Genomic DNA, 22,752 nt, shown 5'->3' with positions numbered 1-22,752 from the left:
GCGTCTCAGTCCACCCCGGCCAGCTGCTTAGCCTGGCCGAAGACGTCGTCCAGCATCTTTGGTGTCAGCCGCCCGGTGAAGGTGTTCTGCTGGCTGACGTGGTAGCAGCCGAGCAAGTCCGGAGCGGCCGTGCCGGACCAGTGTGCCCCATGACCGAACCTCGGTCGCGGGCTGGGCGGGCGCTGCCCGTACACCTCGCGAAGCACCGGCCACCACGAGGCCCAGGCGAACGCGCCAAGCGCGACGACGACACGCAGCGTGGGCTGGATCAGCGTGACCTCGCGGTGCAGCCAGGGCGCGCAGTTGTCCCGCTCGGGCGGGGTCGGTTTGTTGTCCGGCGGCGCACAACGGACGGCCGAGAAGATCCGCAGGTCTCGCAGGGCGAGCCCATCGTCGGCGGCGACGCTTGTCGGTTGGTTGGCCAGCCCGGCCCGGTGCAGCGCGGCGAACAGCACGTCACCGGACCGGTCACCGGTGAAGATCCGGCCCGTGCGGTTGCCGCCGTGCGCGGCGGGTGCCAGCCCGAGAATGGCGATCCGGGCGTCCCCGGTGCCGAAGCCCGGCACCGGGCGACCCCAGTACTCCTGGTCGCGGAAGGCAGCCCGGCGGGTGCGGGCGACCTCCTCCCGCCACCGGACCAAGCGGGGGCAGGCGAAACAGTCGCTCACCGCCGAGTCCAGGTCGGCCAGGTCGGTCGCCCGCGCTGCGCGGGCGACCACCTGCTCGGGGGTACGGGACTCAGCCAAGCTTGGCCCGGAAGAGTTCCAGGGTGCGGGCCCAGGCACTGGCGGCGGCGCGCTGGTCGAACGCCTCCGGGCGGTCGTCGTTGAAGAAGGCGTGTGAGGTGCCCGGATAGTCGTAGAGGTGGCAGTCGCCGCCGGCCTCCTCGATGGCCCGGCGGGCGATCTGCACGCCCTCGGCGGCCGAGGTGCCGTCCTCTTCGGAGCAGTGGACGACCGCGGCCTTGCCGGCGTAGTCGGCCCAGTCGGGGCGCATCGACTCCCACGGCAGCACCGGGTAGAAACCGGCGGTCGCGACGATCCGCTCGGAGACGGTGGCCGACCAGAGGGCGAGGCTGCCACCGGCGCAGAAGCCCACGGCACCGACCTTACCGGTGACCTCCGGCCGCCCGGCGAGATAGTCGGCCGCGCCGGCGATGTCCTTCGCCGCCTCGTCCATCCGCATCGCCATCAGCAGTCGCTGCGCCTCGTCCGGCTCACTTGTCGTCTCACCGTGGTAGAAGTCCGGGGCGAGAGCGACGAAGCCGGCTTCGGCGAACCGCTCCGCGACCGACCGGATGTGCGGGACCAGCCCCCACCACTCCTGGATGACGATGACGGCGGGGCTGGCCAAACCACTGGCGGGTATCGCGAGATACCCCTCGCTCGTACCCCCGTTGCTGCGGTAGGTCACCATTTCGCCCATGGGCCGTCCTCCTAGCGGTCAGTCATCGTTGGCTGGTCGCCCAGTGGTTCCAGTGCCGGTAGCCTGCCATGCCGCGCCGCCGCCGGGAAGACGCCGGAACAGTGGCATTCACCTCCTGTTCGCCCGCCGGTGACTCCGGGTACGTCGACGGCGGCGGGGTGGGTTCCCCGCCGCCGTCGATGCCGATCCACCGCTGTGGTCAGGCCTTCTGTGGTCAGGCCTTCTTGGTCAGGCAGAGCACGTAGCCCGTCTTGCCGGGCAGGATGGTGGAGTAGATGTAACCCTGTTCGTCCGGCTTGAAGTACTGCTCGCAGGCCGTGCCGGCTCTGGCCTGGTCCTGGGTCTGGTCGTCGACCCGACCGACCACGTTGTACACCGCCTCGGTGGAGGCGCACCCGACGATCCTGGCGTCGGTCACCTTCTCCTGCTTGGTGCCGGTGACCTCGGGCAACTTGGCGATACAGTCACCGGCCCTGGCGGCAGCCGTCTCGTCCTTGTTGATGACGTTGCCGATCGCCGAGACGACACCGAACTTCAGGCCGGCGACGACGGCGACCGCGAGGATCGCGCCGACGATGCCGAGGACCTTCATCGCACCGAACTTCTTCACCTCCGGCTCGACCGACTGCGGCTCGGCCGACTCGGGCTCGGCCGACTCCGGGTCTGCCGAACGCGGCTCGGTCGAGTCGGGGTCGGTCGACTCCGCGGCGGTGACGCGCGGCTTGGGCACAATCGGTTCGGCCGATTTCGGCTCGACCGACTGCGGGTCTGCCGGGCGCGACGCGGCCGACTCCGACCCGGCCGACTCCGACCCGGCCGACTCTGACCCGGCCGACTCCGACCCGGCCGACTCCGGGTCGGCCACACGCGGCTTGGGCACAATCGCACCGGCCGATTTCGACTCGGCCACACGCGGCTCGGCCGACGCCGACTCGGCCGGACGGGACACCGCCGCCTGCGGCCCGGTCGGCTGCGGCGTCTCGACGGCCGGCTCAGCCGGTGCGGCGTCGGACGCGGACTGCGGTGCGACCTGCTCTGGCACGGGGGTTCCTTCCGAGGGGTGGATGAGCAGACGACACCGTAACGATCATTGATTTCCGGTGCCGTCCCGCTCGCCTCGTCCGTTCAGTTATTTCCAGCCTCGCCCGCATGATCCAATTCACACACCGTGACTCAACTCGTGGGGGTGGGACTCGGTGTCTTGGTGGGCTCCGCCGAGGGCTCGCCGGTCGTCGTTCCGCTCGACGGCGTGCTGGTCGGCCCGGCCGGCGGCGTGCTGGTCGGCTCCGCCGTAGGCGTGCTGGTCGGCCCGGCCGGCGGCGTGCTGGTCGCGGGCGGTGTTGTCACGGTGGGATTGGACCCGGCCGGACCGCGGGGGCCGAAGGGCGCCCGGTCCACGCAGTACGGGTACGGCCGCAGTAGCGGGTTGCCGTTCTCGCTGACTGGACCACAGTCCGGGTAGCCGAGGCGGATCGGGTTGCCGTCCTGGTCGAAGAGTCGGGCGTTCTCCACCAGCCGGCCCTCACTGTCGTAGACGAAGACGTCCCGGACCTGGCTGTACTGGCTGTCGACCGAGGTCTGGTCGTAGTAGTAGTCGTCGGCGTGCCTACCCTCAGCGTCGACCAGCCCGATGAGCGCGAAGACCACCAGCACCGCGCTGCCCACCTGCACCGCCGATCGTGGCCAGCGGGCCAGCTGGGCGGACCGGCGTCCGAGCCAGATCGAGGCGAGGACGAAGCCGACCAGCATGATCAGGCCAGCCAGCAGCTCGCCACCGAAGCGGGGCAGCAGACCAATGCCGCCACCGCTGCTGACCACGCTGACCAGCATCGCCGCCAGGTAGCCGCGCAGCACCCACCAGCCGGGGCGCAGCAGGCGGAGGAAGTCGCTGGCGTGCGCGTACCCCAGGGGTGGACCGAGCCGGGTGTCGATCGCGCTCAGCCGGCTGCGCAGCCGGACCAGCGCGGCGGTGACCCGGTGGTCGAGATTGCGCACACCGCCGCCCGGGGCGGCGCCGGCCGCGGCGCGCAGCTCGGCGGCGTACGTCTCGGGCTCGCCCAGCCGCTCGACCAGGGTGCCCTCGGCCTCGGCGGCGACCTCGGTGAGGTGGTCGGCGAGATCCTCGGTCAGCTCGTCGCGTTGTGTGGCCGGCAGGTCGGCCAGAGCGGCCCGGACCCGCGCCACATAGTCGGTGATCTCCTGCTCCGCGACGGTCATGCCGCCATCCCCCGATCGTCGAGCAGACTGTCCATGGTGGTGGCGAACGAGCGCCAGAGCTTGCCGGAGCGGGTCAACTGGTCGCGCCCCGCGGCGTTGAGTGAGTAGTACTTGCGGTGCGGCCCGGACTCGCTCGGCACGACGTAGGTGGTGAGCAGGCCGGCGGCGAAGAGGCGGCGCAGCGTCCCGTAGACCGAGGCGTCACCGACCTCCTCCAGGCCGGCCTCACGCAACCGGCGCAGGATGTCATAACCGTAGCCGTCCTCCTCTCGGAGGACAGCCAGGACGGCCATGTCGAGCACGCCCTTCAGCAACTGTGTGGTGTCCACGCAATGCACACTACTGTGCAATGCGAAGTACCGTCAACGATTACGCCCCGACACGCCGGGCGGGCACGGCACGGGCACGGGCACGGGCACGGGCACGGGCACGGGCGCCCCTTGATCGTGCTCGATCAGGGATGTAGTGGCCTCAGCGTATGGACGATGCCACTATTTCCGTGATCGAGTGCGATCTTGGCGTGTGGCGAGTCCGTGGTTGTCCGCAAAACGGGGCATCCACGCTGCCCGGACACCCCGGCTACACGGAGGGCGAGTCGATCAACGCCTAGCGCTCGGTGGTTGGCTGGAGGCTCCAGGCGATGCCGTCGAGAATGTCGTGCTCCGAGGCGACCACCGACGGCATCCCGGCCCGCTCCATGATCACGCGGAGCACCAGCGCTCCCGCGCCGATCACGTCGGCCCGGCCCGGGTGCATCACCGGGATCGCCAACCGCTGCGCACGGGTCTGGCCCAGCAGGTCCGCCGTCACCTGGGCGACCGCCTCGTACGACACCCGGGCGTGGTGGATGCGCTCCGGGTCGTACTCCCGCAGGCCCTGCGCGATGGCGACCACGGTGGTGACCGACCCGGCGAGGCCGACCAGGGTAGCCGCCTCGCGGCCGGGCACCACGGCGAGCGCCCGGTCCACCGCCGCCGCGATATCGGCCTCTGCCGCCCTGACCTGATCGGACGTCGGCGGGTCGCCGGGCAGGTGCCGCTCGGTCATTCGCACACAGCCGATGTCCACCGAGATCGCCGCGCGCACCCCCGCGGCCCGGTCACCGACCACGAACTCGGTGGAACCACCGCCGATGTCGACGACCAGGAACGGCTCCTTCGCGTCGGTCGGCAGGCCACGCACCGCGCCGGTGAACGACAGCCGGGCCTCCTCGTCGCCGGTGACAACCTCCGGCGCGACGCCGAGGGTGCCCCGCACCATCTCGGTGAAGTCGTCGGCGTTGGCGGCGTCCCGGGATGCCGAGGTGGCGCACATGCGCACCCGCTCCGCGCCCAGCTTCTCGATGTCGACCGCGTACGACGCCAGTGCCACCCGGGTCCGTTCGATCGCCTCCGGCGCCAACCGGCCGGTGCGGTCGACACCCTGGCCGAGTCGGACGATCTCCATCCGCCGGGTCAGGTCGGTCAGCGGCGCCCCGGTGGACTCCTCGGGCAGGTCCGCGACCAGCAGTCGGATCGAGTTGGTCCCGCAGTCGATGGCCGCCACACGCGTCGTCACGGCAGCAACCTTACGGCAGGACGGGCGGCCACCCCGGAGCGTGGCCGGGGTGCCGCCCCTCGGACGAGCCGCTCGACAACTGCGCGCCGAGCGCGGTCAGGTGATGCCGAACCGCCCCACCCTCCCGCTCGCTGGCCACCAGACCGGCCGACCGCAGCGCGGTGGCGTGCTCCGAGGCCGAGGAGAGACTGATCCCGACGGCCCGGGACAGCACGGTGGTGGTCATCCCGCCGTCGACCGCCAGCCGACGCAGCACCAGCGCCCGGGTGGCACCGAGCAGTCGACCGAGGGAATCACCCCCGGCGGTGGCCCCGAGCGCGGGCAGCACCGTCGGATAGACGAGCAGGATCGGGTGACCGGGCTGGACCAGCACCCGGGGGCGGGGTCCGGCCAACGGGGAGGGCAGCAGGATCAGCCCGTGGCCGGTGCCGGGCAGGTCCCCGCTCCACCACGTCCGCACCTCCAGCATTGGCTCCCGCCACCGGATCGCCGGGTGCAACCCCGCGAAGAGGCCGTCCAGGCCATGCTGCGCCAGCCGATGGCTGGCACAGGTCACCTGCTGGCGGTACGCGCCGGTCAGATCGGGCCAGAGCGGTGCCAGGACCGCGTCGAACCAGGTGCGGACGGCCCCGCCGAACAGGCCCAACACCTCCGGGTCAGCATCCGCGAACCGCCGCCGCAGCGGGGTGACAGCCGTCTGCGCGTACGACGCGGTGGCCTCGGCCCGGATCCGCCCTGCCGGAGTGGCCCGGATCGCCTCCAGACCGGCCTCGACCGATTCCAGGCCGGCCCACGGGGTGACGAAGTCCGGCAGGCGTCCCCGGGCGGGGAGCAGGTGCCGCAGCGTCGCGGTGGCGGCCCGCGCGGTGCCCGTGCGCTCGACCGTCGCCGCCTGATCGGCCAGCGCCGGTGCCAACGCCGCAACCGTCGGGTCCCGTAGCCACTGACCGGCCAGCAGTGCGGTGCCGACCGGATGCAGCCGGTCGGCGAACCGCACCCGACAGAGGTCGGCCGGCCCGAGCTGGAGACGAAGCATGAGGGACAGCCTGCCCCCCTTCGCCCAGGGCCGAAAGGGTTGTTCCACCAGCGACGCACCTCCAGAGTGGACGCGGGTCTACGGGGGGTGGCCGACGTGCGGCGAATGATGGCGGTGTTGACGGGGCTCTGCCTCATTGTCCTGGTTGCGGCTTGCGGTGAGCGGGGACGGCCCGCGCCGGCCCCGCCCGCCGCGACCAGCGAATCCCCGGCTGCGGGTGACCACGACCTCACCCTGAACCACAACGGCCAGGAGCGCAGCTACCTGCTGCACGCACCACCTGGGTACGACCCGAGCCGGTCGCCCGCGCTGGTCATCGCGCTGCACTTCTATCCCGGAAGCGCCACCGGCATCCGGGAGCTGGCCGGCCTGGAAGCCAAGGCCGACAAGGACAACGCGCTGGTGGCCTATCCCGACGGGGTGGACGGCGGCTTCAACGCGCTGATCTGCTGCGGCAACGCGGACGACGTCGGTTTCCTCAGCGCCCTCACCGACCACCTGGTGCAGACCTGGCACGCGGACGCGAATCGGGTCTATCTCACCGGTATCTCGAACGGCGGCGACATGAGCTTCCGGGCGGCGGTGGAGAGCACCGGCAAGTTCGCCGCGATCGGGGCGGTCAGCGGCGGGTACAGCGGAAAACTGACCACGGCCGAGACCTACGTGCCGAAGAGCCCGGTCTCCGTGATCACCTTCATCGGCGGCCAGGACCGGTACGCCTCGACGTTCCAGGCCGGCATGAAGACCTGGCAGCAGCGGCTCTCCTGCCGGTCCAGCCCGAAGGCGTCCGGTGTGCCGGGCGTGACGCACACGCTGGCGAGCTGCAAGGACGGCAGCGACGTGAGCGTCTACACCCTGCCCGAGATGGGCCACAGTTGGCCGGGGGCGACGACCGGTTCGCTCGCCGACTCCTCCGCAGGACTCTCGGCCACCGACCTGATGTGGGAGTTCTTCGCCGCGCACCCCCGCAAGGCCTGACCTACAGGCGCAGCAGCATCCGGGTGTTGCCGAGCGTGTTCGGCTTGACCCGCTCCAGGTCGAGGAACTCCGCGACACCCTCGTCGTACGAGCGCAGCAACTGCTCGTACACCGGTTGCGGCACCGGTGCGCCGTCGATCTCCTGGAAGCCGAACGCGCCGAAGAACCGCGTCTCGAAGGTGAGCACGAAGATCCGGGCCACCCCCAACTCGCGGGCCGCGTCGATCAGCTCGCCCACCAGCCGGTGCCCGATCCGTCGGCCCCGACAGACCGGGTCCACCGCGACCGTACGGATCTCGGCCAGGTCCTCCCACATGACGTGCAGCGCACCGCACCCCACCACCGCGCCGTCGGCGGGGCGGACCGCCACCCGGAACTCCTGCACCTGCTCGTAGAGGGTGACCGTCGCCTTGCTCAACAACCGCCGGTCGTTGGTGTAGGTGTCGACCAGCTGCCGGATGCCGCGCACGTCGCCGGTGCGGGCGCGCCGCACCAGGATCTGGCTCTCCGGCGCCGAGGACCCGGCCGGCGCGTTCACTCGGCCGCCGGGACGTCCACGCACGGGCCGGCCGTCCACCAGGGCTCGACCAGCTCCAACGTCTCGTCACCGAACGGGTTCACCCCCGGGCCGGCGCCCAGCGCGTGACCCAGGTGCACGTGCAGGCACTTCACCCGGCCCGGCATGCCACCCGCCGAGACACCGGCGATCTCGGGCACCTCGCCGATCGCCTCCCGGCGGGTGAGGTAGTCCTCGTGCGCGGCCCGGTAGTGGGCGGCCAACTCGGGATCCGTCGTCAGCCGGTCCGCCATGTCCTTCATCAGCCCCGCCGACTCCAGCCGGCTGCACGCCGCGGTGGCCCGGGGACAGGTCAGGTAGTAGAGCGTGGGAAACGGCGTGCCGTCGGCGAGACGGGGAGTCGTCTCCACCACGTCCGGGAGTCCGCACGGGCAACGGTGGGCCACCGCCCGGGTGCCCCGGGGCGTCCGGCCGAGCTGCGCGGCCACCGCGGCCAGGTCCGCCTCGGTGGCCGACTCACGCTGCGGCAGGGGTACGGAATCTGCCGCCGGCTCCGACGGTGGTACGACAGTCACGGTCTCTCCTGGTGCGTCGATCGGTGGATCACTTGCCCGGCTGCTGGCTGTCCGCCGCCTGCACGCTCGACCAGAGCGTGTCGTACCAGGTCGTTGGCCCCGCCGGGGCGGCCGAACCGGCCGACTTCCCGGCGTCCCGGGCGGCGCCCTCCGGGTCGTTCAGCACCACCATCATCTTCTCGCCGGGGCGGCCCATGAAGAACCGCTCCCGGGCCTTGGTCTCGATGTACGCCTCGTCCTTCCAGTTGGCGGCCTCGGCCTCGAGCTTGGCGATCTCCGCCTCCTGCACCGCCTGCGCGGCCTCCATCCGCTCGATGTCGGCCTGCTGGTCCAGATAGACCCGGACCGGGTAGGTGTAGGCCAGCGCGAGCGCGATCAGGACCGCGAACAGCACGGTGGCCCGACCGGTGAAGCGACGGGGGTGGGGTGCGGTGAGCCGCTTGACGGCGCCACCGGCGGCGGTACGCCGAGCGGCGGCGGGACGATTCGCGGAGCGGACGCCCTCGGCGCCCCGGGCCGCGCCCGGAGCCCGACCAGCGGTGCCGCGCGGCTCGGCGCGGACGCCGGTCTCGCGGACCGATCCCCGGGTGGCCCGGCCGCCACCCGACCGACCGGATTGACCCGGCCGGCGGGCGGGACGCTGACCACCCGGTGTGCGGCGCTGCTGCATCGTCACACCCCTCCCCCGAGGCTTCGCGCGCTCAGGCCGAACGGTAGCGCGGGAACGCGCCGGCGCCCGCGTAGCGCGCCGCGTCGGCCAGCTCCTCCTCGATCCGGAGCAACTGGTTGTACTTCGCGACGCGGTCCGAGCGGGCCGGCGCGCCGGTCTTGATCTGGCCGCAGCCGGTGGCCACCGCCAGGTCGGCGATGGTGGTGTCCTCGGTCTCGCCGGAACGGTGGCTCATCATGCACTTGAAGCCGGCCCGGTGGGCCAGGTCCACGGCGTCCAGGGTCTCGGTCAGCGAGCCGATCTGGTTGACCTTGACCAGGACCGCGTTCGCGGACTTCTCCGCGATGCCGCGGGCGATGCGCTGCGGGTTGGTCACGAACAGGTCGTCACCGACGATCTGCACCCGGTCGCCGATCGAGGCGGTCAGCGTCTGCCAGCCACTCCAGTCGTCCTCCGCCAGCGGATCCTCGATCGACACGATCGGGTAGTCACCGGCCAGCTTGGTGTAGTAGTTGCTCATCTCCTCGGCGGACTTCGCGGCACCCTCGAAGGTGTAGGTGCCGTTGTCGAAGAACTCGGTGGCCGCCACGTCGAGCGCGAACACGATGTCGGTGCCGAGCCGGTAACCGGCCTTCTCGACCGCCTCGGCGATCAGGTCCAGGGCTGCCGCGTTGGTCGGCAGGTTCGGCGCGAACCCACCCTCGTCGCCGAGCCCGGTGGACAGGCCCTTCTTCTTCAGCACCGACTTCAGCGCGTGGTAGACCTCCGCGCCCGAGCGCAGCGCCTCGCGGAAGGTGGGCGCGCCGATCGGCGCGACCATGAACTCCTGGATGTCGACGTTCGAGTCGGCGTGCGCGCCACCGTTGAGGATGTTCATCATCGGCACCGGCAGGAGGTGCGCGTTCGGGCCGCCCAGGTAGCGGAAGAGGCTCAGCTCGGCGCTGCCGGCAGCGGCCTTCGCCACCGCCAGGGAGACCCCGAGGATGGCGTTCGCGCCCAGCTCCGACTTGCTGTCGGTGCCGTCGATGTCGAGCATCTTCTGGTCGATGAGCCGCTGCTCGCTGGCCTCGTACCCGATGATCTGGTCGACGATCTTGTCTTCGACGTTGGAGACCGCCTTCTCCACGCCCTTGCCCTGGTAGCGGTCGGCGTCACCGTCGCGCAGCTCGATCGCCTCGAAGGCGCCGGTGGAGGCGCCGGAGGGCACGGCGGCGCGGGCGACCGTGCCGTCGTCCAGGCCGACCTCGACCTCGACCGTGGGGTTGCCCCGCGAGTCGAGAATCTCCCGGGCGACGATTCCCTCGATGGTTGCCACTAAGTCGCTCCTCGTTGTTGTGATCCGGTCCGTGGGTGGGCCGCGACGGTGCGGCTGAGGCAGGTGTTGAACGCAGCGTATCGGGCGGCGCGAACGGGCACGGCGTCGCCCGCGCACCCGAGTCGCCCCGCGTTGACGGACATTCCCGGATTTCCGGGCGTCAACCGGCAACGGGTTTGCGCTGCGCGGACCAGATCCACCAGGCTGGTCGTCATGCCCGCCGCCTCGACCACCCTCCGCATGCTCGCCGTGTCGGTCATCGCGTCGCTCACGGTCACCGGCTGTCAGACGTTCGAGGACGCCGGAGTCGCCATGGGTCGCTCGGAACTCGTCAACGACCTCGCCGCCCGGCTCGACCGGGCGCTGGAGTTGACCTACTCGGCCGACTACCAACTTCCGGGCGGCCAGCGCGCCGCGATCGTGCAGGCCCAGGATCCGGCCCGGTCCGCGTACACCTACCCGGGCGGGCGACTCACCGTCACCCCGGAGGCCATCACCAGGTGTACGACGACAGGCGCCCGCCCCGAGTGCACGCTTGTCGCCCCGCCCACACCGGGCAGCAAACCGACCGTGACGCTCTTCGGCGAGGCCAACCAGAAGGGCCTCGCCACCCCACCCGTGGTGGTCGGGCTGCTGACCGCCGCCGCGCTCGACCCACAGGCGGTCATCAAGCAGAGCGACACCACAGTCGCCGGGCACCACGCCGCCTGCGTCGAGGTGCAGGGCTCGTCGTCCGGCGACTTCACCGCCTGCGTGACCACGGAGGGCGTACTCGGCAGCTTCACCGGGCCGGTCGACGGCAAGCCGGTGGACCTGGCGCTGAGCCGTTACTCCGCGACCGTCGACACGGGCGCGTTCGACCCGCCTGCCGGCGCCGGTGTCGTGGACCGTCGCCCCAGCGGCTCGTGACCGACCGGACGGGCCTGCCCCCGTCCAGCGCACCGCCCGACGGGTTCCGGCCGGGAGCCGACCGGAGCCGACCGCCCGCCCCCGGCGACCTGGCCCTGCCGGTGACCGGCGCGAAGCTGCTGACCGCCGCCGACGGCCGACCGCTCCGGGTGGTCGACCTGCCGGCCGACACCGACTGGGTGCCGCTGGGCACCCTGGACGGAACACCCGCGTGGGCCACCGACGTGCCCAGCGCCGACGATCTGCCCGGCCGGGCGCGCGGCTGGGCCTCGCTCGCCGCCGAGGTGCCGGAGCCACACGCCTCGCTCGCCGGCCGGGCACTGGCGGTGGTGACGTGGCGGCGTACCCACCGGTGGTGCGGCGCCTGCCGTGCCGAGCTGACCGACCTGCCCGGCGAGACCGCCCGGCGATGCCCCGCCTGCGGCCTGTACGTGCCGATGCAGCTCTCCGCCGCGGTACTGGTGGCGATCACCCGGCCCGGCCCCGCCGGTCGCGCCGACGAGCTGCTGCTGGTCCGGCACGCGACCGGGCCGACCGGGCTGTGGGCGCTGGTGGCCGGCTTCGTCGAGGCCGGCGAGACACTGGAGGCGGCGGTGCACCGGGAGGTTGGCGAGGAGGTCCGGCTGCCCGTGGACCGCCTGGCCTACTTCGGCAGCCAACCGTGGGCGATCTCCGGGCCTGGTGTGCTGCTCGCCGGGTTCACCGCCCGGGCCGCCGACCCGCACGCCGAGCCGGTGGTCGATGGCCGGGAGCTGACCGAGGCCCGGTGGTTCGGCCTGGATGCGCTGCCGGCGGAGCTGCCGCCCGCGTACTCCATCTCGCGCTGGCTGATCGACGCGACGGTGACCGCCCGGCGGCGCTGACCCACGCGCGCGGCAGCGCGGGCTCAGATCCCCAGCAGGGTGCGCAGGTGGCGCGGGGGCGGGCAGTCGTGGGCGAGCATCGCGTCGTGCCAGTCGCGGACCGACACCCCGTCCGGGCGGGCCGCGGCGATCTCGGCCACCTCGCTGTACCCGACGAAGTAGGTGGAGAGCTGGGTGGAGGTGAGCAGCGCCCGGCGCCACTTGCCGGCCGCCTCGCCCTCCTCCTGAAAGCCGCGTTCGGTCATCAACGCCATCGCCTCGGCCTCGGGGAGGTCCTCGGCGTGCACCAGCTGGTCCAGCAGCGCGTTGATGGTCATCCGGAGCTGCATCTTGAGCTGCTGCAACCGCACCGGGAGGCCGCCGAAGCCGAGCCCCACCATCAGCTCCTCCGCGTACACCGCCCAGCCCTCGATGAACGGCCCGGACTCGGCCAGGGCCCGGACCCGGGTGCCGCCGACGTAGCGGCGGGCGTGGGCGAGCTGGAGGAAGTGCCCCGGCATGGCCTCGTGCACCGTCAGGTTGCGGATCATGTGGTCGTTGTACTCGCGGTAGAACGACTCGACCCGGTGCGGCGGCCAGTCCGACGGGGTGGGCGCGATGCAGTAGAAGGTGGGCACGGGCGCGGTCTCCAGCGGACCTGGCGAGTCGCAGTAGGCCACCGCGACGCCCCGGGCGAACTCCGGCATCTCCTGGATCACGCACCGGTCGTCGACGAGGGTGACCAGGTCGTGCGCGCGCACGAAGTCGGTGGCCTCGTCCAGCGTGATGCCGGCCAGGTCGACGATCGTCGCGTCGTTCGGGTGCTCGGCGGCCAGCACGTCGAGTGCGCGGCGGACGGCCGCGTCGTCGGCAGGGCCACCGACCAGCTCGACTGCCGCCTCGCGGATCTCGGCGGTGACCCGGTCCAGGTTGGCCCAGGCGCGGCGCTGGATCTCGGCGGCGCTCAACTCGGTGTCGAGGGTGTGCCAGAGGCGGGCCTCCCAGCGGCGTCGGCCCAGTCGCGGGTCACGGCCCGGGGCGGCGTCGTCGGCCAGGCCGACGCGCAGCCAGGCGACGAACTCCTCCAGCGCGGCGATCGCCGCGGTCGCCGCCGGCTCGACCCGGTCGAGGGTGCTCGGCGCCTGGGCGAGCAGTGCCGGCAGCTCGTCGCGGATCAGCGCGGCCGTGCCGGTGAACTGCCCGACCGCCGTCTCGGCGTGGATCCGCGGCATGTCCCGCAGCGTCGCGCGGGCGGTGGCGAGAGCGTCCGGTACGGCGGCGAGCCGGCCGGCCAGTTGGGTCAGCCGCACCTCCGCCGGGGCGTACGGGCGGGCCAGCAGCGGGTGCAGGAGCGCACCGGGGTTGTGGCGCAGCGGATCCCACTCGTGCGACCGGATCTCGGTCAGCTCGAACAGCTCCCGGTCCACGAATGAGCTGAGCAGCGCGTGGTCGACCTGCTCGTCCAGGTCGAGCGAGTCCGGGTCCAGTTCGGACAGCGCGTTGGCCGCGTCGGAGAGCATCGCCCGGTCGGCGGCCAGCGCGTCGACGGACAGGTCGGGTAGCCGGTCGTCGAACCGGTGATCCCCGGCAGCGGTGGCAACCCCCGGCCGCGACTCCAGCAGCGCCTCGACAACCCGCTCAGCCAATACCCCAAACGCTTCCACCCGCCCCACCCTACCGACCGCCCCACCCCAGCACAGTCAGGTTGATCAAGAGGTTTGCGTCAGATCCGAGCCGGAAATTGACGCAAACCTCTTGATCACCGCGGGCTGACGGGCGGGGGTGGGGTTTCGGCGGCGCGGATGGCCTCGCCGTAGGCGAGGGTGGCGCGGCGGAGGGCTGCCTCCGGGTCGATTCCTGCCTCGCGGGCCGCCGCTACCGTGGCCAGGAGGCTGGCGCCCAGCCGCGCCTCCGCGTCTACCTGGGTGGCGGCCAACGGCGGTGGGACCTCGATGCCTCTGCGGGCGGCGCGGTCCAGGATCTGCGCGGCCAGGGCCAGCGCGGGCTGACTCAGGGCCACCCCGTCCAGCACCGAACTCCGCGCCTTCTCTGCCCGCTTGATCCGCTCCCAGTTCTCGGTGATCTCCTCCAGGGTGCCCGCCTCGGCACCGGCGAAGACGTGCGGATTACGCCGGATCATCTTGTCGACCAGGCCACCCGCCACGTCGTCGATGGTCCACCGCTCGTCCTCGGGCAACTCCTCGGCGAGCCGCGCGTGCAGGACCACCTGCAACAGGACGTCGCCCAACTCCTCGCGCAGCGCGTCGGTGTCGTCGGCGCTTATCGCGTCGTACGCCTCGTAGCTCTCCTCCAGCAGATAACCCGCGAGGCTGCGGTGCGTCTGCGCCCTCTTCCACGGGTCGCCACCCGGCGAGGCGAGCCGGTCCAGCACGGCCACCGCGTCGAGCAGCCGGGCACCCGGCGGGTCCCACGACCCGTACATCAGCTCCATCTCGGCCAACCCCGGCTGGCGGGCCAGCCGCAGCCCCAACTCCCGAGCCAACGCCTCGTCGCCGGCGGGACCGGCCAACCACACCACCGTGCCGTGCGTGGCCACCGCATCCAGCAACGGTTGCGTCGCCGGACCGTCCACCACTGTCACCTCGGCGCCCGCCTGGCGCACGGCCGTGACCAACTCGCTCTCCGCGCCGGTCAACACCGGGTGCCCGCGTACGACGTCCCAGGCGGCCGAGGTCAACAGGCCGGCCGGCAGCCGGGGTGAGGTGACCAGGAGGACGATCCGTGCCGTCATGCTCAGCTGGCCGTGCCCTGGTCCGGCGCTGGGCCCTCGGCACTCGGGGAATCGGTCGACGGCACCGGCTCCGGGGTGGAGATGTCGGTGACGGTGCCGTCCTCGTTGATGTACGGCAGCGAGTAGAAGATCACCGACTGGCCGGTACTCACCAACGACGGCACCCCGACCGCCCGGAAGCGGGGGTTGATCGAGACGTCGACCCGGTCGGCCTCCTCGCCCAGTGCGGCGCCGAGGGCGGTGGCGGTGCGGACGAAACCGCCGTCGCCGAACGCCTTGCGGACGTCGGCCACCGACATGCCGGCGTCGATCGCCCCGGTCTTGACCAGGGCGCCGTAGACGGCCATCAGCGAATCGTCGCTCAGATCGGCGGGCGGAAGCTGCTGGTTGAGCACCTGAAGCAGGTCGACCCACTCGCCCCAGAGCTGGGCGTACTCGGTGGTGGCCGGCACCCGCAGGTTCTGCTCCAACTGCTGCGGGGTGACCTCGTCGGGAACCTGGAGGTTCTTGGCAGCTGCCACCCGCTTGCCCAGCTCCAGGCTGACCAGGAGGTTCACCACGTCCTGACGGGTGACCGTGGAACGCAACTGCTCCGGCGACGGCGACGCACCCGCCTGGACCGCCTGCTGCCGGATCGCGTCGCCGTACTTCGTCTGCACGTCGGCGTAGATCGCGTCGACCCGCTCCAACGAATAGGTGGTGTCACCGACGTACGCGGCGACGTCCGGTGCGGACTTACCGCAGGCAGCGAGGGAAAGGACACCCAGGGCCGCGACGCTGGCGGCGGCGATCACACGGCGAGCACGCATGCCCGTCACTCTCTCATGCCCTCGTCCGTGTTGTGACGGCCCCCACCTCACCCCGGCCCCCACCTCAGCTCGCCGCGACGGCGAGCGGGGCGGGGGCACCCAGCACATCGGAGAGCAACTGCGCGCACCACTGGAGCAACGCCTGGTCCCGCAGCGGCTCCCCGCCGACCCGACGGGTGCTCGGCCGAGGCACGCTCACCTGGTCGGTGGCCAGCTTGTAGACGGCGTCCGGGTGGTAGCGCTTGAGTCGCATCTGCTTCGAATCCGGCAACGGCAGCGGACCGAACCGCACGTGTTTGCCCTGCATGGACACGTCGGTGAGGCCGTACCGGCGGGCCAGCAGACGGAACCGGGCCACTTCCACCAGGTTCTGTACCGGGGCCGGCGGCTCGCCGTACCGGTCGGTCATCTCGGCGACCACCTCGGTCAGCCGCTCCTCGTCCCGCGCCTCGGCGAGCTTGCGGTACATCTCCAGGCGCAGCCGTTCCACGCTCACGTAGTCGTGCGGCAGGTGCGCGTCGATCGGCAGATCGATCTTGACGTCGGGCTCGTCCTCCGACCGTTCACCCTTGAACGCGGAGACCGCCTCGCCGACCATCCGCACGTACAGGTCGAAGCCGACACCCTCGATGTGCCCGGACTGCTCGCCGCCGAGCAGGTTGCCGGCACCCCGGATCTCCAGGTCCTTCATCGCCACGTACATGCCGGCGCCCAGCTCGGTGTGCTGCGCGATGGTCGCCAGCCGCTCGTGGGCGTGCTCGGTGAGCGGCTTCTCCGGCGGGTAGAGGAAGTACGCGTACGCCCGCTCCCGGCCCCGGCCGACCCGGCCCCGGATCTGGTGCAGCTGGGCCAGGCCGAGCAGGTCGGCCCGCTCCACGATCAACGTGTTGGCGTTCGGGATGTCGATGCCCGACTCCACGATCGTGGTGCAGACCAGGACGTCGAACTCCTTCTCCCAGAAGCCGACCATGACCTTCTCCAGGGCGTCCTCACCCATCTGGCCGTGCGCCACCGCGACCCGCGCCTCGGGCACCAACTCCCGCAGCCGCCGCGCCGCCCGGTCGATCGACTCGACCCGGTTGTGCAGGTAGAAGACCTGGCCGTCGCGGAGCAACTCGCGGTGGATGGACGCCGCCACCTGCCGGTCGTCCTGCGCGCCCACGAAGGTGAGCACCGGGTGTCGCTCCTCCGGGGGCGTGGCGATCGTGGACATCTCCCGGATGCCGGTGATCGCCATCTCCAGTGTGCGCGGGATCGGGGTGGCCGACATGCTCAGCACGTCGACCGAGGCCCGCAGCGTCTTCAGGTGTTCCTTGTGCTCGACACCGAAGCGCTGCTCCTCGTCGACGATCACCAGCCCGAGCTGCTTGAACCGGGTGGCGGTCTGCAACAGCCGGTGAGTGCCGATGACGATGTCGACGGTGCCGTCGGCGACCATCTCCAGCGTCCGCTCGGTCTCCTTCGGGGTCTGGAACCTCGACAGCTGCCGGATCTGCACCGGGAACTGGCTCATCCGCTCGGCGAACGTGTTGTAGTGCTGCTGCACCAGCAGCGTCGTCGGCACCAGCACCGCCACCTGCTTGCCGTCCTGCACGGCCTTGAACGCCGCCCGTACCGCGATCTCGGTCTTGCCGTAGCCGACGTCGCCGCAGATCAGCCGGTCCATCGGGACGGTCTGCTCCATGTCCCGCTTGACCTCGTCGATCGCGGCGAGCTGGTCCGGCGTCTCCTGCCAGGGGAAGGCGTCCTCCAGCTCCCGCTGCCACGGCGTGTCCGGGCCGAACGAGTGACCCTTGGACGCCTTGCGGGCGGCGTACAACTGGATGAGCTGCGCGGCGATCTCCCGGACCGCCTTGCGGGCCCGGGCCTTGGACTTCTGCCAGTCCGAGCCGCCCATCTTGTGCAGGGTCGGCTGCTCGCCGCCCACGTAGCGGCTGAGCTGGTCGAGCTGGTCGGTGGGCACGAACAGGCGGTCGCCGGGCTGGCCCCGCTTGCTGGCCGCGTACTCGATCACCAGGTATTCCCGGCTGGCGCCGTTGACGGTGCGCTGCACCAGTTCGACGTACCGGCCGATGCCGTGCTGCTCGTGCACCACGTGGTCGCCGGCCTTCAACTCCAGCGGGTCGATGGTGTTGCGTCGCCGGCTCGGCATCTTGCGCATGTCCCGCGTCGAGGTGCCCCGACCGCCGGTCACGTCGTTGCCGGTGAGCAGCACGAAGCGGGACGCCTCGTCGACGAACCCGCTGCTCAGCGCACCACAGGTCACCACCAGCTCGCCGGGGACGGGCGCGGTCGGCACCTCCTCGGTCAACCGGGCGCCCAGGCCGGCGTCGCGCAGCACCTCCACCGCCCGCTGGGCGGGGCCGTGCCCCTCGAAGACCAGCGCGATCGACCAGCCCTCGCCGGCCCAGCGCTTGAGGTCCTCGACCACCCGCGAGGTCTCCCCGTGGTAGAGCGGGGCCGGCTGGGCGGCGAGGGTCACCGCGATGGCGTCGTCCGGGGTGACGGCGGCCTGCTCCGGCGCGTCCTCCCAGGGCTGCCGCGTCTCGGCCGCCGTCTCCCCCTCGACCAGACCGAACGGCGACAGCGTCCACCACGGCTGGCCGAGCCTGCCCGCGGCGGCGCGTACCTCGCCGAGGGTGCGGAAGGCGGCAGCGCCGACGTCCACCGGGGCCAGGCCGCCGACCGCGGCTGCGGCCCAACTGGCCTGCAAGAACTCCTCCGAGGTACGCACCAGATCGTGCGCCCTCGTGCGGATCCGCTCCGGGTCGCAGAGCAGCACGTGGGTGCCGGCCGGCATGGCGTCCAGCAGCAGCTCCAGCGAGTCGGGGCCGACCAGCACCGGAGCGAGGGACTCCATCCCCTCCACCGGGATGCCCTCGGCCAGCTTGTCCAGGATCTCCGCCAGTTCGGGGTGCTGCTCGGCCAGCGCGGCGGCCCGGTCGCGGACCGCCGGGGTCAGCAGCAGCTCACGGCACGGCGGCGCCCAGAGCAACGGGACCTGCTCGATGGTCCGCTGGTCGGCGACGGCGAAGGTGCGGATCTCCTCCACCTCGTCGCCCCAGAACTCGACCCGCGACGGGTGCTCGTCGGTGGGCGGGAAGACGTCCAGGATGCCGCCGCGCACGGCGAACTCGCCGCGCTTGGTGACCAGGTCGACCCGCGCGTACGCCATGTCGACGAGGCGGTGGGCGACCTCCTCCAGGTCAGCCTCCTCGCCGGCGGCGAGTTGCACCGGCTCCAGGTCGCCGAGCCCCTTGAGCTGCGGTTGGAGCAGCGAACGGACCGGGGCCACGACCACCCGCAGCGGCCCGGTGCCGCCGTGCGCGTCGGTCGACTCGGGGTGCGCGAGGCGGCGCAGGACAGCCAGCCGGCGACCCACGGTGTCCGAGCGTGGGGAGAGCCGCTCGTGCGGCAGCGTCTCCCAGGAGGGGAAGACCACCACCTGATCCGCCGGCAGCAGCCCACCCAACGCGGCAGCCAGGTCGTCGGCCTCGCGGGTGGTGGCGGTCACCGCCAGCACGGGCCGCCCGGCCCCGTCGTTGTCGGCCGCGACCGCCGCGACCGCGAACGGGCGCAGCGCGGCGGGGGCGGTGATGTCGAGGCCGTCGACCTGGGCGGCACCGGAGCGCGCCAGGTCACGCGCCCGGGTCAGCCCGGGGTCGGCCAGGGCTGCGGAGAACAGACCGGTGAGCAAGAGAGACCTTTCCGGGGAGTCGACGCACACGACGGCGGCCCCTCGTCCAGCCGGACGGGGGGGCACCACGCAAGCCTATCCCCGTCCACCGACACACACCCCCTTCCGCCCAGGTCCGCGTCGCGTCGCGCTCGACACCCCACCCGCGGACCCATTCGCCCAGGTCCGCGCCAGGCCCCCGCCGCGCGCGCGCACGCCGCGCCGCGCGATCCCGCGCCGCGCGCGCACGCACGCCGCGCCGCGATCCCGCGCCGCCGCCTTCGCGCGGGCATCACCGATCAAGATCGTGCTCGATCCAGGATGTAGTGGTCTCGAAGCCGGCGGATCCCACTCTTTCCTGGATCGAGCACGATCTTGGCCAGCTGGAGAACGGCGGACTTCGGACAACGGCGGGCACATACCCCAGTACGGCACGGCCGGACGTAGATCTTGACCGATCGGCGGCTGCCGTGGTCGGGTTGCGGGTGTGATACGGCAGTGGCGGGCACAGTTCGACGCGCAGGTGAGCTTCGCCAACGGCGGCGGACTCCGTACCGAGGAGTTCCGGCTGGACATTCCGGGTCCGGAGATCAGCGACGACGACCTGGCGGCGTTGTTCGTCCGGCACCTCGGGCTGCTGATGGTCGCCGAGGTCCGGATCAGCGCGAAGACGATCATCGAAGAGCCGCACAAGGGCGGCCGGGGCGTCGCGGTCGAGGAGTCCGGCTCCGATCGTCGACTCGTCGAGTTGAGCCACGTGATCAGCGACGGGATGATCACCCTGCCGGGCTGGCCGGCACCGCGGATCAGTGACTGGTTGACCTTCGCGGCGTCCCGGGCGAACTACGCGCCGGGCACCGAGTTCCACGTGGCCCGGATCGACATGATCGCCAACACCGGCACGTACCTGGACACCCCCGCCCACCGCTGGGCCGGCGGTGACGACCTGGCCGGGGTGTCACTGAGCCGCCTCGCCGACCTGCCCGGTGTGGTCGTTCGTGTGCCGGCCGGCACACGGGCAGTGGACCGGCTGATGCTGGCGCCATACGAGGTGGCGGGGTGTGCGGTGCTGCTGCAGACGGGGTGGGACGTGCACTTCGGCACCGAACGGTACGGCGCGCCGGAGGCGCCGTACCTGACCGGGGACGCCGCCCAGGCGCTGGCCGACGCCGGCGCCGCCCTGGTCGGCATCGACTCGATCAACATCGACGACATGAGTCCGGCGGCCGGCGGCGTACGCCCCGCGCACAGCGCCCTGCTCGCCGCCGGAATCCCGATCGTGGAGCACCTGACCGGCCTGGACGCGCTGCCGCCGAGCGGATTCCGGTTCACGGCGGCCCCACCGAGGGTGGCCGGCATGGGCACCTTCCCGGTCCGCGCCTTCGCCAGCCTCACCGGCTGAGCCCACCAGCCGCGACCATCCCCTCAGCCGGACTGAAGGTGACGCAGGACCGCGATGACCCGGCGATGATCGCTCTCGGACGGGGGCAGGCCGAGCTTGCCGAAGATGCTGGTGATGTGTTTCTCCACCGCCCCCACGCTGAGGAACAGCGCTGCGGCGATCGCCGCGTTCGAGCGCCCCTGGGCCATCAGGGCCAGGACGGTCCGTTCCCGCTCGGAGAGGCGGGCCAGGTCCTCGCCACCGCGAGCCGCACCGAGCAGTTGGGTCACCACCTCCGGGTCGAGCACTGTCGCCCCGGCAGCGACCCGGGTGAGCGCGTCGACGAACTCGCCGACCTCGGCCACCCGGTCCTTGAGCAGGTAACCGACGCCCCCGGCACCACCGGCGAGCAGCTGCGCCGCGTACCGGGTCTCCACGTACTGGGAGAAGAGCAGCACCGGCGTGCCGGGATGGGCCGCGCGGACGGCGAGCGCCGCCCGCAGCCCCTCGTCGGTGTACGTGGGTGGCATCCGGATGTCGATCACCGCGATGTCCGGCCGGTGCTCGTCGACGGCGGCCCGTAGCGCCTCCGGATCGGCAACGGCGGCGAGCACCAGGTGTCCCCGGTCGGTGAGCAGGTAGGTGAGCCCGTCACGCAGGATCCCGGAGTCCTCGGCGAGGACCACTCGCAGCCCGGTCATGGCCGTACCGGGAGTTCCACGGTGACCAGCGTCGGCCCGCCGGGTGGGCTGTCTATCCGCATCGTGCCGTCCACGGTACGGGCTCGGTCCCGGAGGCCGGCCAGCCCGCCGCCGGGCAGGGCGTGGGCCGTCGACCCGACCCTGGCGCCTCCAGCACCGTCGTCGGAGACCTGCACCCGCAGCAGGCCGCGCTCCTGGCGTACCTCGACTGTCGCCCGCCGGGCGGTGGAGTGTTTGGCGACGTTGGTGAGCAACTCGGCGACGCAGTAGTAGACGATCGTCTCCACGGCCGGCGACGGTCGCGCACGCAACGCGACACGCACCTCCACGGGTACGGCACCCCGGGCCGCCAGGGTGGCCAGCGCCGCCTCCAGCCCGTTGTCGAGCATCGGCGGGTGAATGCCCCGGGCCAGGTCCCGTAGGTCGGTGATCGCGGTCTTCGCGTCCCGGTGGGCGGTCTCCACGAGTGCCCTGGCTTCCGGCCCCGCCCCGTCGGCGAGCTTCTCCTTGACCATTCCCAACTTCATGGCCAGGGCGACCAGTTGCGCCTGGGTGCCGTCGTGCAGGTCGCGTTCGATGCGGCGCAGCAGCGCGGCGGCGTCGTCGACGGCCAGGGCACGGGTCCGTTCGAGGGTGTCGACCCGGTCGTCGAGGCTGGTCGGGCCGAGCAGGCCGCGGATCAGCAACTCGTCCAGGAACAGCACGCCGCGCAGCAGCCAGGGACCGGCGAGGAGCATCCCGGCGCCGATCCCGGCCAGCAGGAACGATCGGGGCCACGTGTCGAAGAAGAAGTCCCCGAGTTGCAGGGCGGCGCGGTGCGGCCGGCCAAGGCTGTCGGTGTTGACCGGCTGGACGAACGTCCACCAGAGGGGATGGCTGAGCAGGAACACCGGGTAGCAGAGAAAGACCGCGACCACCGCCGCCGCGAGCACGGTCACCGGCAGCTTGACGATCAGATAGGCCATCGCCCGCCACCCGGTGGCATCGCCCAGGCCGGTGCGGACGTACCCCACCGGGCCGGGCCGTCGGCGGACCGGGCGTGGCGCGTCGACCCGCAGCCCGAGCGCCGCGCGGGCGAGAGCGCGGTGCAGCCGGCCCCAGCCGCGAGCGCCGAGGACGCCGGAGGACAGCAGCGGCAGGCCGAGCAGCGTCAGCGAGAACAGGCCGCCGGCCACGACCGTGAGAGCGGCGTACGCGAAGCCGACGACCGCCAGCGGCAGGCCGACCAGCACGTACCCAACCTGGTGGCGGAGTTGCCGGAGACGTGTCATCTGATCCTCCCGACCTGCCGGACGACGGCACGCCGGCTGCCATCGTCCCGGACGGGGGCCAGCGGCGGGTGCCCCGCCGAGCATGCTCGGCGCGCACGCCACCCGCCCAGCCGGTCAACCC

Annotated in this window: 21 protein-coding genes; 4 read left to right on the top strand and 17 right to left on the bottom strand. The window is 72.1% G+C overall.

The features are described from left to right. Window positions 1–5: 5 nt before the first annotated feature. The 7 genes from AB0A90_RS04940 to AB0A90_RS04910 form a co-directional block, all read right to left on the bottom strand. Window positions 6–719 carry a uracil-DNA glycosylase gene (locus AB0A90_RS04940; protein WP_357242408.1) on the bottom strand — a complete coding sequence of 238 codons (714 nt, stop codon included), beginning with the start codon at window positions 717–719 and terminating at the stop codon, window positions 6–8. Window positions 720–738: 19 nt separating this feature from the next. Next, window positions 739–1,425, bottom strand: coding sequence for a dienelactone hydrolase family protein (locus AB0A90_RS04935; RefSeq protein ID WP_357241740.1), 687 nt, complete (start codon window positions 1,423–1,425; stop codon window positions 739–741). A gap of 214 nt (window positions 1,426–1,639) precedes the next feature. Beyond that, complete coding sequence (locus tag AB0A90_RS04930) at window positions 1,640–2,467, bottom strand: hypothetical protein (RefSeq protein WP_357241737.1); 828 nt, start codon at window positions 2,465–2,467, stop codon at window positions 1,640–1,642. Window positions 2,468–2,598: 131 nt separating this feature from the next. After that, window positions 2,599–3,642, bottom strand: coding sequence for a hypothetical protein (locus AB0A90_RS04925; RefSeq protein WP_357241733.1), 1,044 nt, complete (start codon window positions 3,640–3,642; stop codon window positions 2,599–2,601). Next, window positions 3,639–3,971, bottom strand: a complete 333-nt coding sequence (locus tag AB0A90_RS04920; protein WP_030328782.1) for a PadR family transcriptional regulator — start codon at window positions 3,969–3,971, stop codon at window positions 3,639–3,641. Before AB0A90_RS04920 ends, AB0A90_RS04925 begins: the two co-directional genes overlap by 4 nt. A 277-nt stretch (window positions 3,972–4,248) precedes the next feature. Further along, entirely contained in the window at window positions 4,249–5,187 is a 939-nt protein-coding gene (locus AB0A90_RS04915) for a Ppx/GppA phosphatase family protein (RefSeq protein WP_357242405.1), read from the bottom strand. 22 nt (window positions 5,188–5,209) lie between these two features. Continuing rightward, on the bottom strand, window positions 5,210–6,235 hold the full coding sequence (locus AB0A90_RS04910) for a helix-turn-helix transcriptional regulator (RefSeq protein ID WP_357241729.1): 1,026 nt from the start codon (window positions 6,233–6,235) through the stop codon (window positions 5,210–5,212). Between the two features lie 105 nt (window positions 6,236–6,340). Here AB0A90_RS04910 and AB0A90_RS04905 point away from each other — a divergent pair, with 105 nt between their 5' ends. Continuing rightward, complete coding sequence (locus AB0A90_RS04905) at window positions 6,341–7,213, top strand: polyhydroxybutyrate depolymerase (protein ID WP_357242402.1); 873 nt, start codon at window positions 6,341–6,343, stop codon at window positions 7,211–7,213. Window position 7,214: 1 nt separating this feature from the next. Here the strand turns inward: AB0A90_RS04905 and AB0A90_RS04900 are convergent, their stop codons facing one another. Genes AB0A90_RS04900 through eno form a run of 4 tightly spaced genes read right to left on the bottom strand, consistent with a single transcriptional unit; the run spans window position 7,215 to window position 10,290 of the window. Next, window positions 7,215–7,712 carry an amino-acid N-acetyltransferase gene (locus tag AB0A90_RS04900; protein ID WP_357242399.1) on the bottom strand — a complete coding sequence of 166 codons (498 nt, stop codon included), beginning with the start codon at window positions 7,710–7,712 and terminating at the stop codon, window positions 7,215–7,217. 35 nt (window positions 7,713–7,747) lie between these two features. Then, window positions 7,748–8,305: a DUF501 domain-containing protein gene (locus AB0A90_RS04895; protein WP_357241726.1), complete on the bottom strand. Its 558-nt coding sequence runs from the start codon at window positions 8,303–8,305 to the stop codon at window positions 7,748–7,750. Between the two features lie 28 nt (window positions 8,306–8,333). After that, window positions 8,334–8,975: a septum formation initiator family protein gene (locus tag AB0A90_RS04890; RefSeq protein ID WP_357242396.1), complete on the bottom strand. Its 642-nt coding sequence runs from the start codon at window positions 8,973–8,975 to the stop codon at window positions 8,334–8,336. A gap of 31 nt (window positions 8,976–9,006) precedes the next feature. Beyond that, on the bottom strand, window positions 9,007–10,290 hold the full coding sequence (gene eno, locus AB0A90_RS04885) for a phosphopyruvate hydratase (protein ID WP_184181511.1): 1,284 nt from the start codon (window positions 10,288–10,290) through the stop codon (window positions 9,007–9,009). Window positions 10,291–10,503: 213 nt separating this feature from the next. Here eno and AB0A90_RS04880 point away from each other — a divergent pair, with 213 nt between their 5' ends. Both AB0A90_RS04880 and nudC read left to right on the top strand, forming a co-directional pair. Next, window positions 10,504–11,199 carry a hypothetical protein gene (locus AB0A90_RS04880; protein WP_357241722.1) on the top strand — a complete coding sequence of 232 codons (696 nt, stop codon included), beginning with the start codon at window positions 10,504–10,506 and terminating at the stop codon, window positions 11,197–11,199. Continuing rightward, a complete protein-coding gene (gene nudC / locus AB0A90_RS04875) occupies window positions 11,196–12,062 on the top strand; it encodes an NAD(+) diphosphatase (RefSeq protein ID WP_357241720.1) in 867 nt (288 codons plus the stop codon). The genes AB0A90_RS04880 and nudC overlap by 4 nt, the downstream gene beginning before the upstream one ends. Before the next feature lie 23 nt (window positions 12,063–12,085). Here the strand turns inward: nudC and AB0A90_RS04870 are convergent, their stop codons facing one another. The 4 genes from AB0A90_RS04870 to mfd form a co-directional block, all read right to left on the bottom strand. Beyond that, on the bottom strand, window positions 12,086–13,705 hold the full coding sequence (locus tag AB0A90_RS04870; RefSeq protein WP_357241717.1) for a DUF885 domain-containing protein: 1,620 nt from the start codon (window positions 13,703–13,705) through the stop codon (window positions 12,086–12,088). 95 nt (window positions 13,706–13,800) lie between these two features. Beyond that, on the bottom strand, window positions 13,801–14,793 hold the full coding sequence (locus AB0A90_RS04865; protein WP_357241714.1) for a nucleoside triphosphate pyrophosphohydrolase: 993 nt from the start codon (window positions 14,791–14,793) through the stop codon (window positions 13,801–13,803). Window positions 14,794–14,795: 2 nt separating this feature from the next. Then, a complete protein-coding gene (locus AB0A90_RS04860) occupies window positions 14,796–15,602 on the bottom strand; it encodes a hypothetical protein (RefSeq protein WP_357241711.1) in 807 nt (268 codons plus the stop codon). Window positions 15,603–15,666: 64 nt separating this feature from the next. Then, window positions 15,667–19,299, bottom strand: a complete 3,633-nt coding sequence (mfd, locus tag AB0A90_RS04855; protein WP_357241708.1) for a transcription-repair coupling factor — start codon at window positions 19,297–19,299, stop codon at window positions 15,667–15,669. A gap of 469 nt (window positions 19,300–19,768) precedes the next feature. Between mfd and AB0A90_RS04850 the strand changes: the two genes are divergently transcribed. Further along, a complete protein-coding gene (locus AB0A90_RS04850; RefSeq protein WP_357242393.1) occupies window positions 19,769–20,680 on the top strand; it encodes a cyclase family protein in 912 nt (303 codons plus the stop codon). A 23-nt stretch (window positions 20,681–20,703) separates the two neighbouring features. On the opposite strand, the gene AB0A90_RS04845 is transcribed toward AB0A90_RS04850, so the two are convergent. Together AB0A90_RS04845 and AB0A90_RS04840 are read right to left on the bottom strand one after the other, a co-directional pair. After that, on the bottom strand, window positions 20,704–21,351 hold the full coding sequence (locus AB0A90_RS04845; protein WP_357242390.1) for a response regulator transcription factor: 648 nt from the start codon (window positions 21,349–21,351) through the stop codon (window positions 20,704–20,706). 5 nt (window positions 21,352–21,356) lie between these two features. Beyond that, complete coding sequence (locus AB0A90_RS04840; protein WP_357241705.1) at window positions 21,357–22,631, bottom strand: sensor domain-containing protein; 1,275 nt, start codon at window positions 22,629–22,631, stop codon at window positions 21,357–21,359. Window positions 22,632–22,752: the final 121 nt, after the last annotated feature.

Origin of the sequence: Micromonospora sp. NPDC049204, from assembly GCF_040647935.1 — a bacterium.
In the GTDB taxonomy this organism is placed as follows: domain Bacteria; phylum Actinomycetota; class Actinomycetes; order Mycobacteriales; family Micromonosporaceae; genus Micromonospora.
This window is presented reverse-complemented; position numbering and strand designations above follow the sequence as displayed.

What these genes read in the sequence shown, in the direction of transcription:
- AB0A90_RS04840 (WP_357241705.1), bottom strand. Translation starts at nt 22,631, where the DNA reads ATGACACGTCTCCGGCAACTCCGCCACCAGGTTGGGTACGTGCTGGTC.
- AB0A90_RS04910 (WP_357241729.1), bottom strand. Translation starts at nt 6,235, where the DNA reads ATGCTTCGTCTCCAGCTCGGGCCGGCCGACCTCTGTCGGGTGCGGTTC.
- AB0A90_RS04935 (WP_357241740.1), bottom strand. Translation starts at nt 1,425, where the DNA reads ATGGGCGAAATGGTGACCTACCGCAGCAACGGGGGTACGAGCGAGGGG.
- AB0A90_RS04865 (WP_357241714.1), bottom strand. Translation starts at nt 14,793, where the DNA reads ATGACGGCACGGATCGTCCTCCTGGTCACCTCACCCCGGCTGCCGGCC.
- AB0A90_RS04925 (WP_357241733.1), bottom strand. Translation starts at nt 3,642, where the DNA reads ATGACCGTCGCGGAGCAGGAGATCACCGACTATGTGGCGCGGGTCCGG.
- AB0A90_RS04880 (WP_357241722.1), top strand. Translation starts at nt 10,504, where the DNA reads ATGCCCGCCGCCTCGACCACCCTCCGCATGCTCGCCGTGTCGGTCATC.
- AB0A90_RS04905 (WP_357242402.1), top strand. Translation starts at nt 6,341, where the DNA reads ATGATGGCGGTGTTGACGGGGCTCTGCCTCATTGTCCTGGTTGCGGCT.
- AB0A90_RS04860 (WP_357241711.1), bottom strand. Translation starts at nt 15,602, where the DNA reads ATGCGTGCTCGCCGTGTGATCGCCGCCGCCAGCGTCGCGGCCCTGGGT.
- AB0A90_RS04890 (WP_357242396.1), bottom strand. Translation starts at nt 8,975, where the DNA reads ATGCAGCAGCGCCGCACACCGGGTGGTCAGCGTCCCGCCCGCCGGCCG.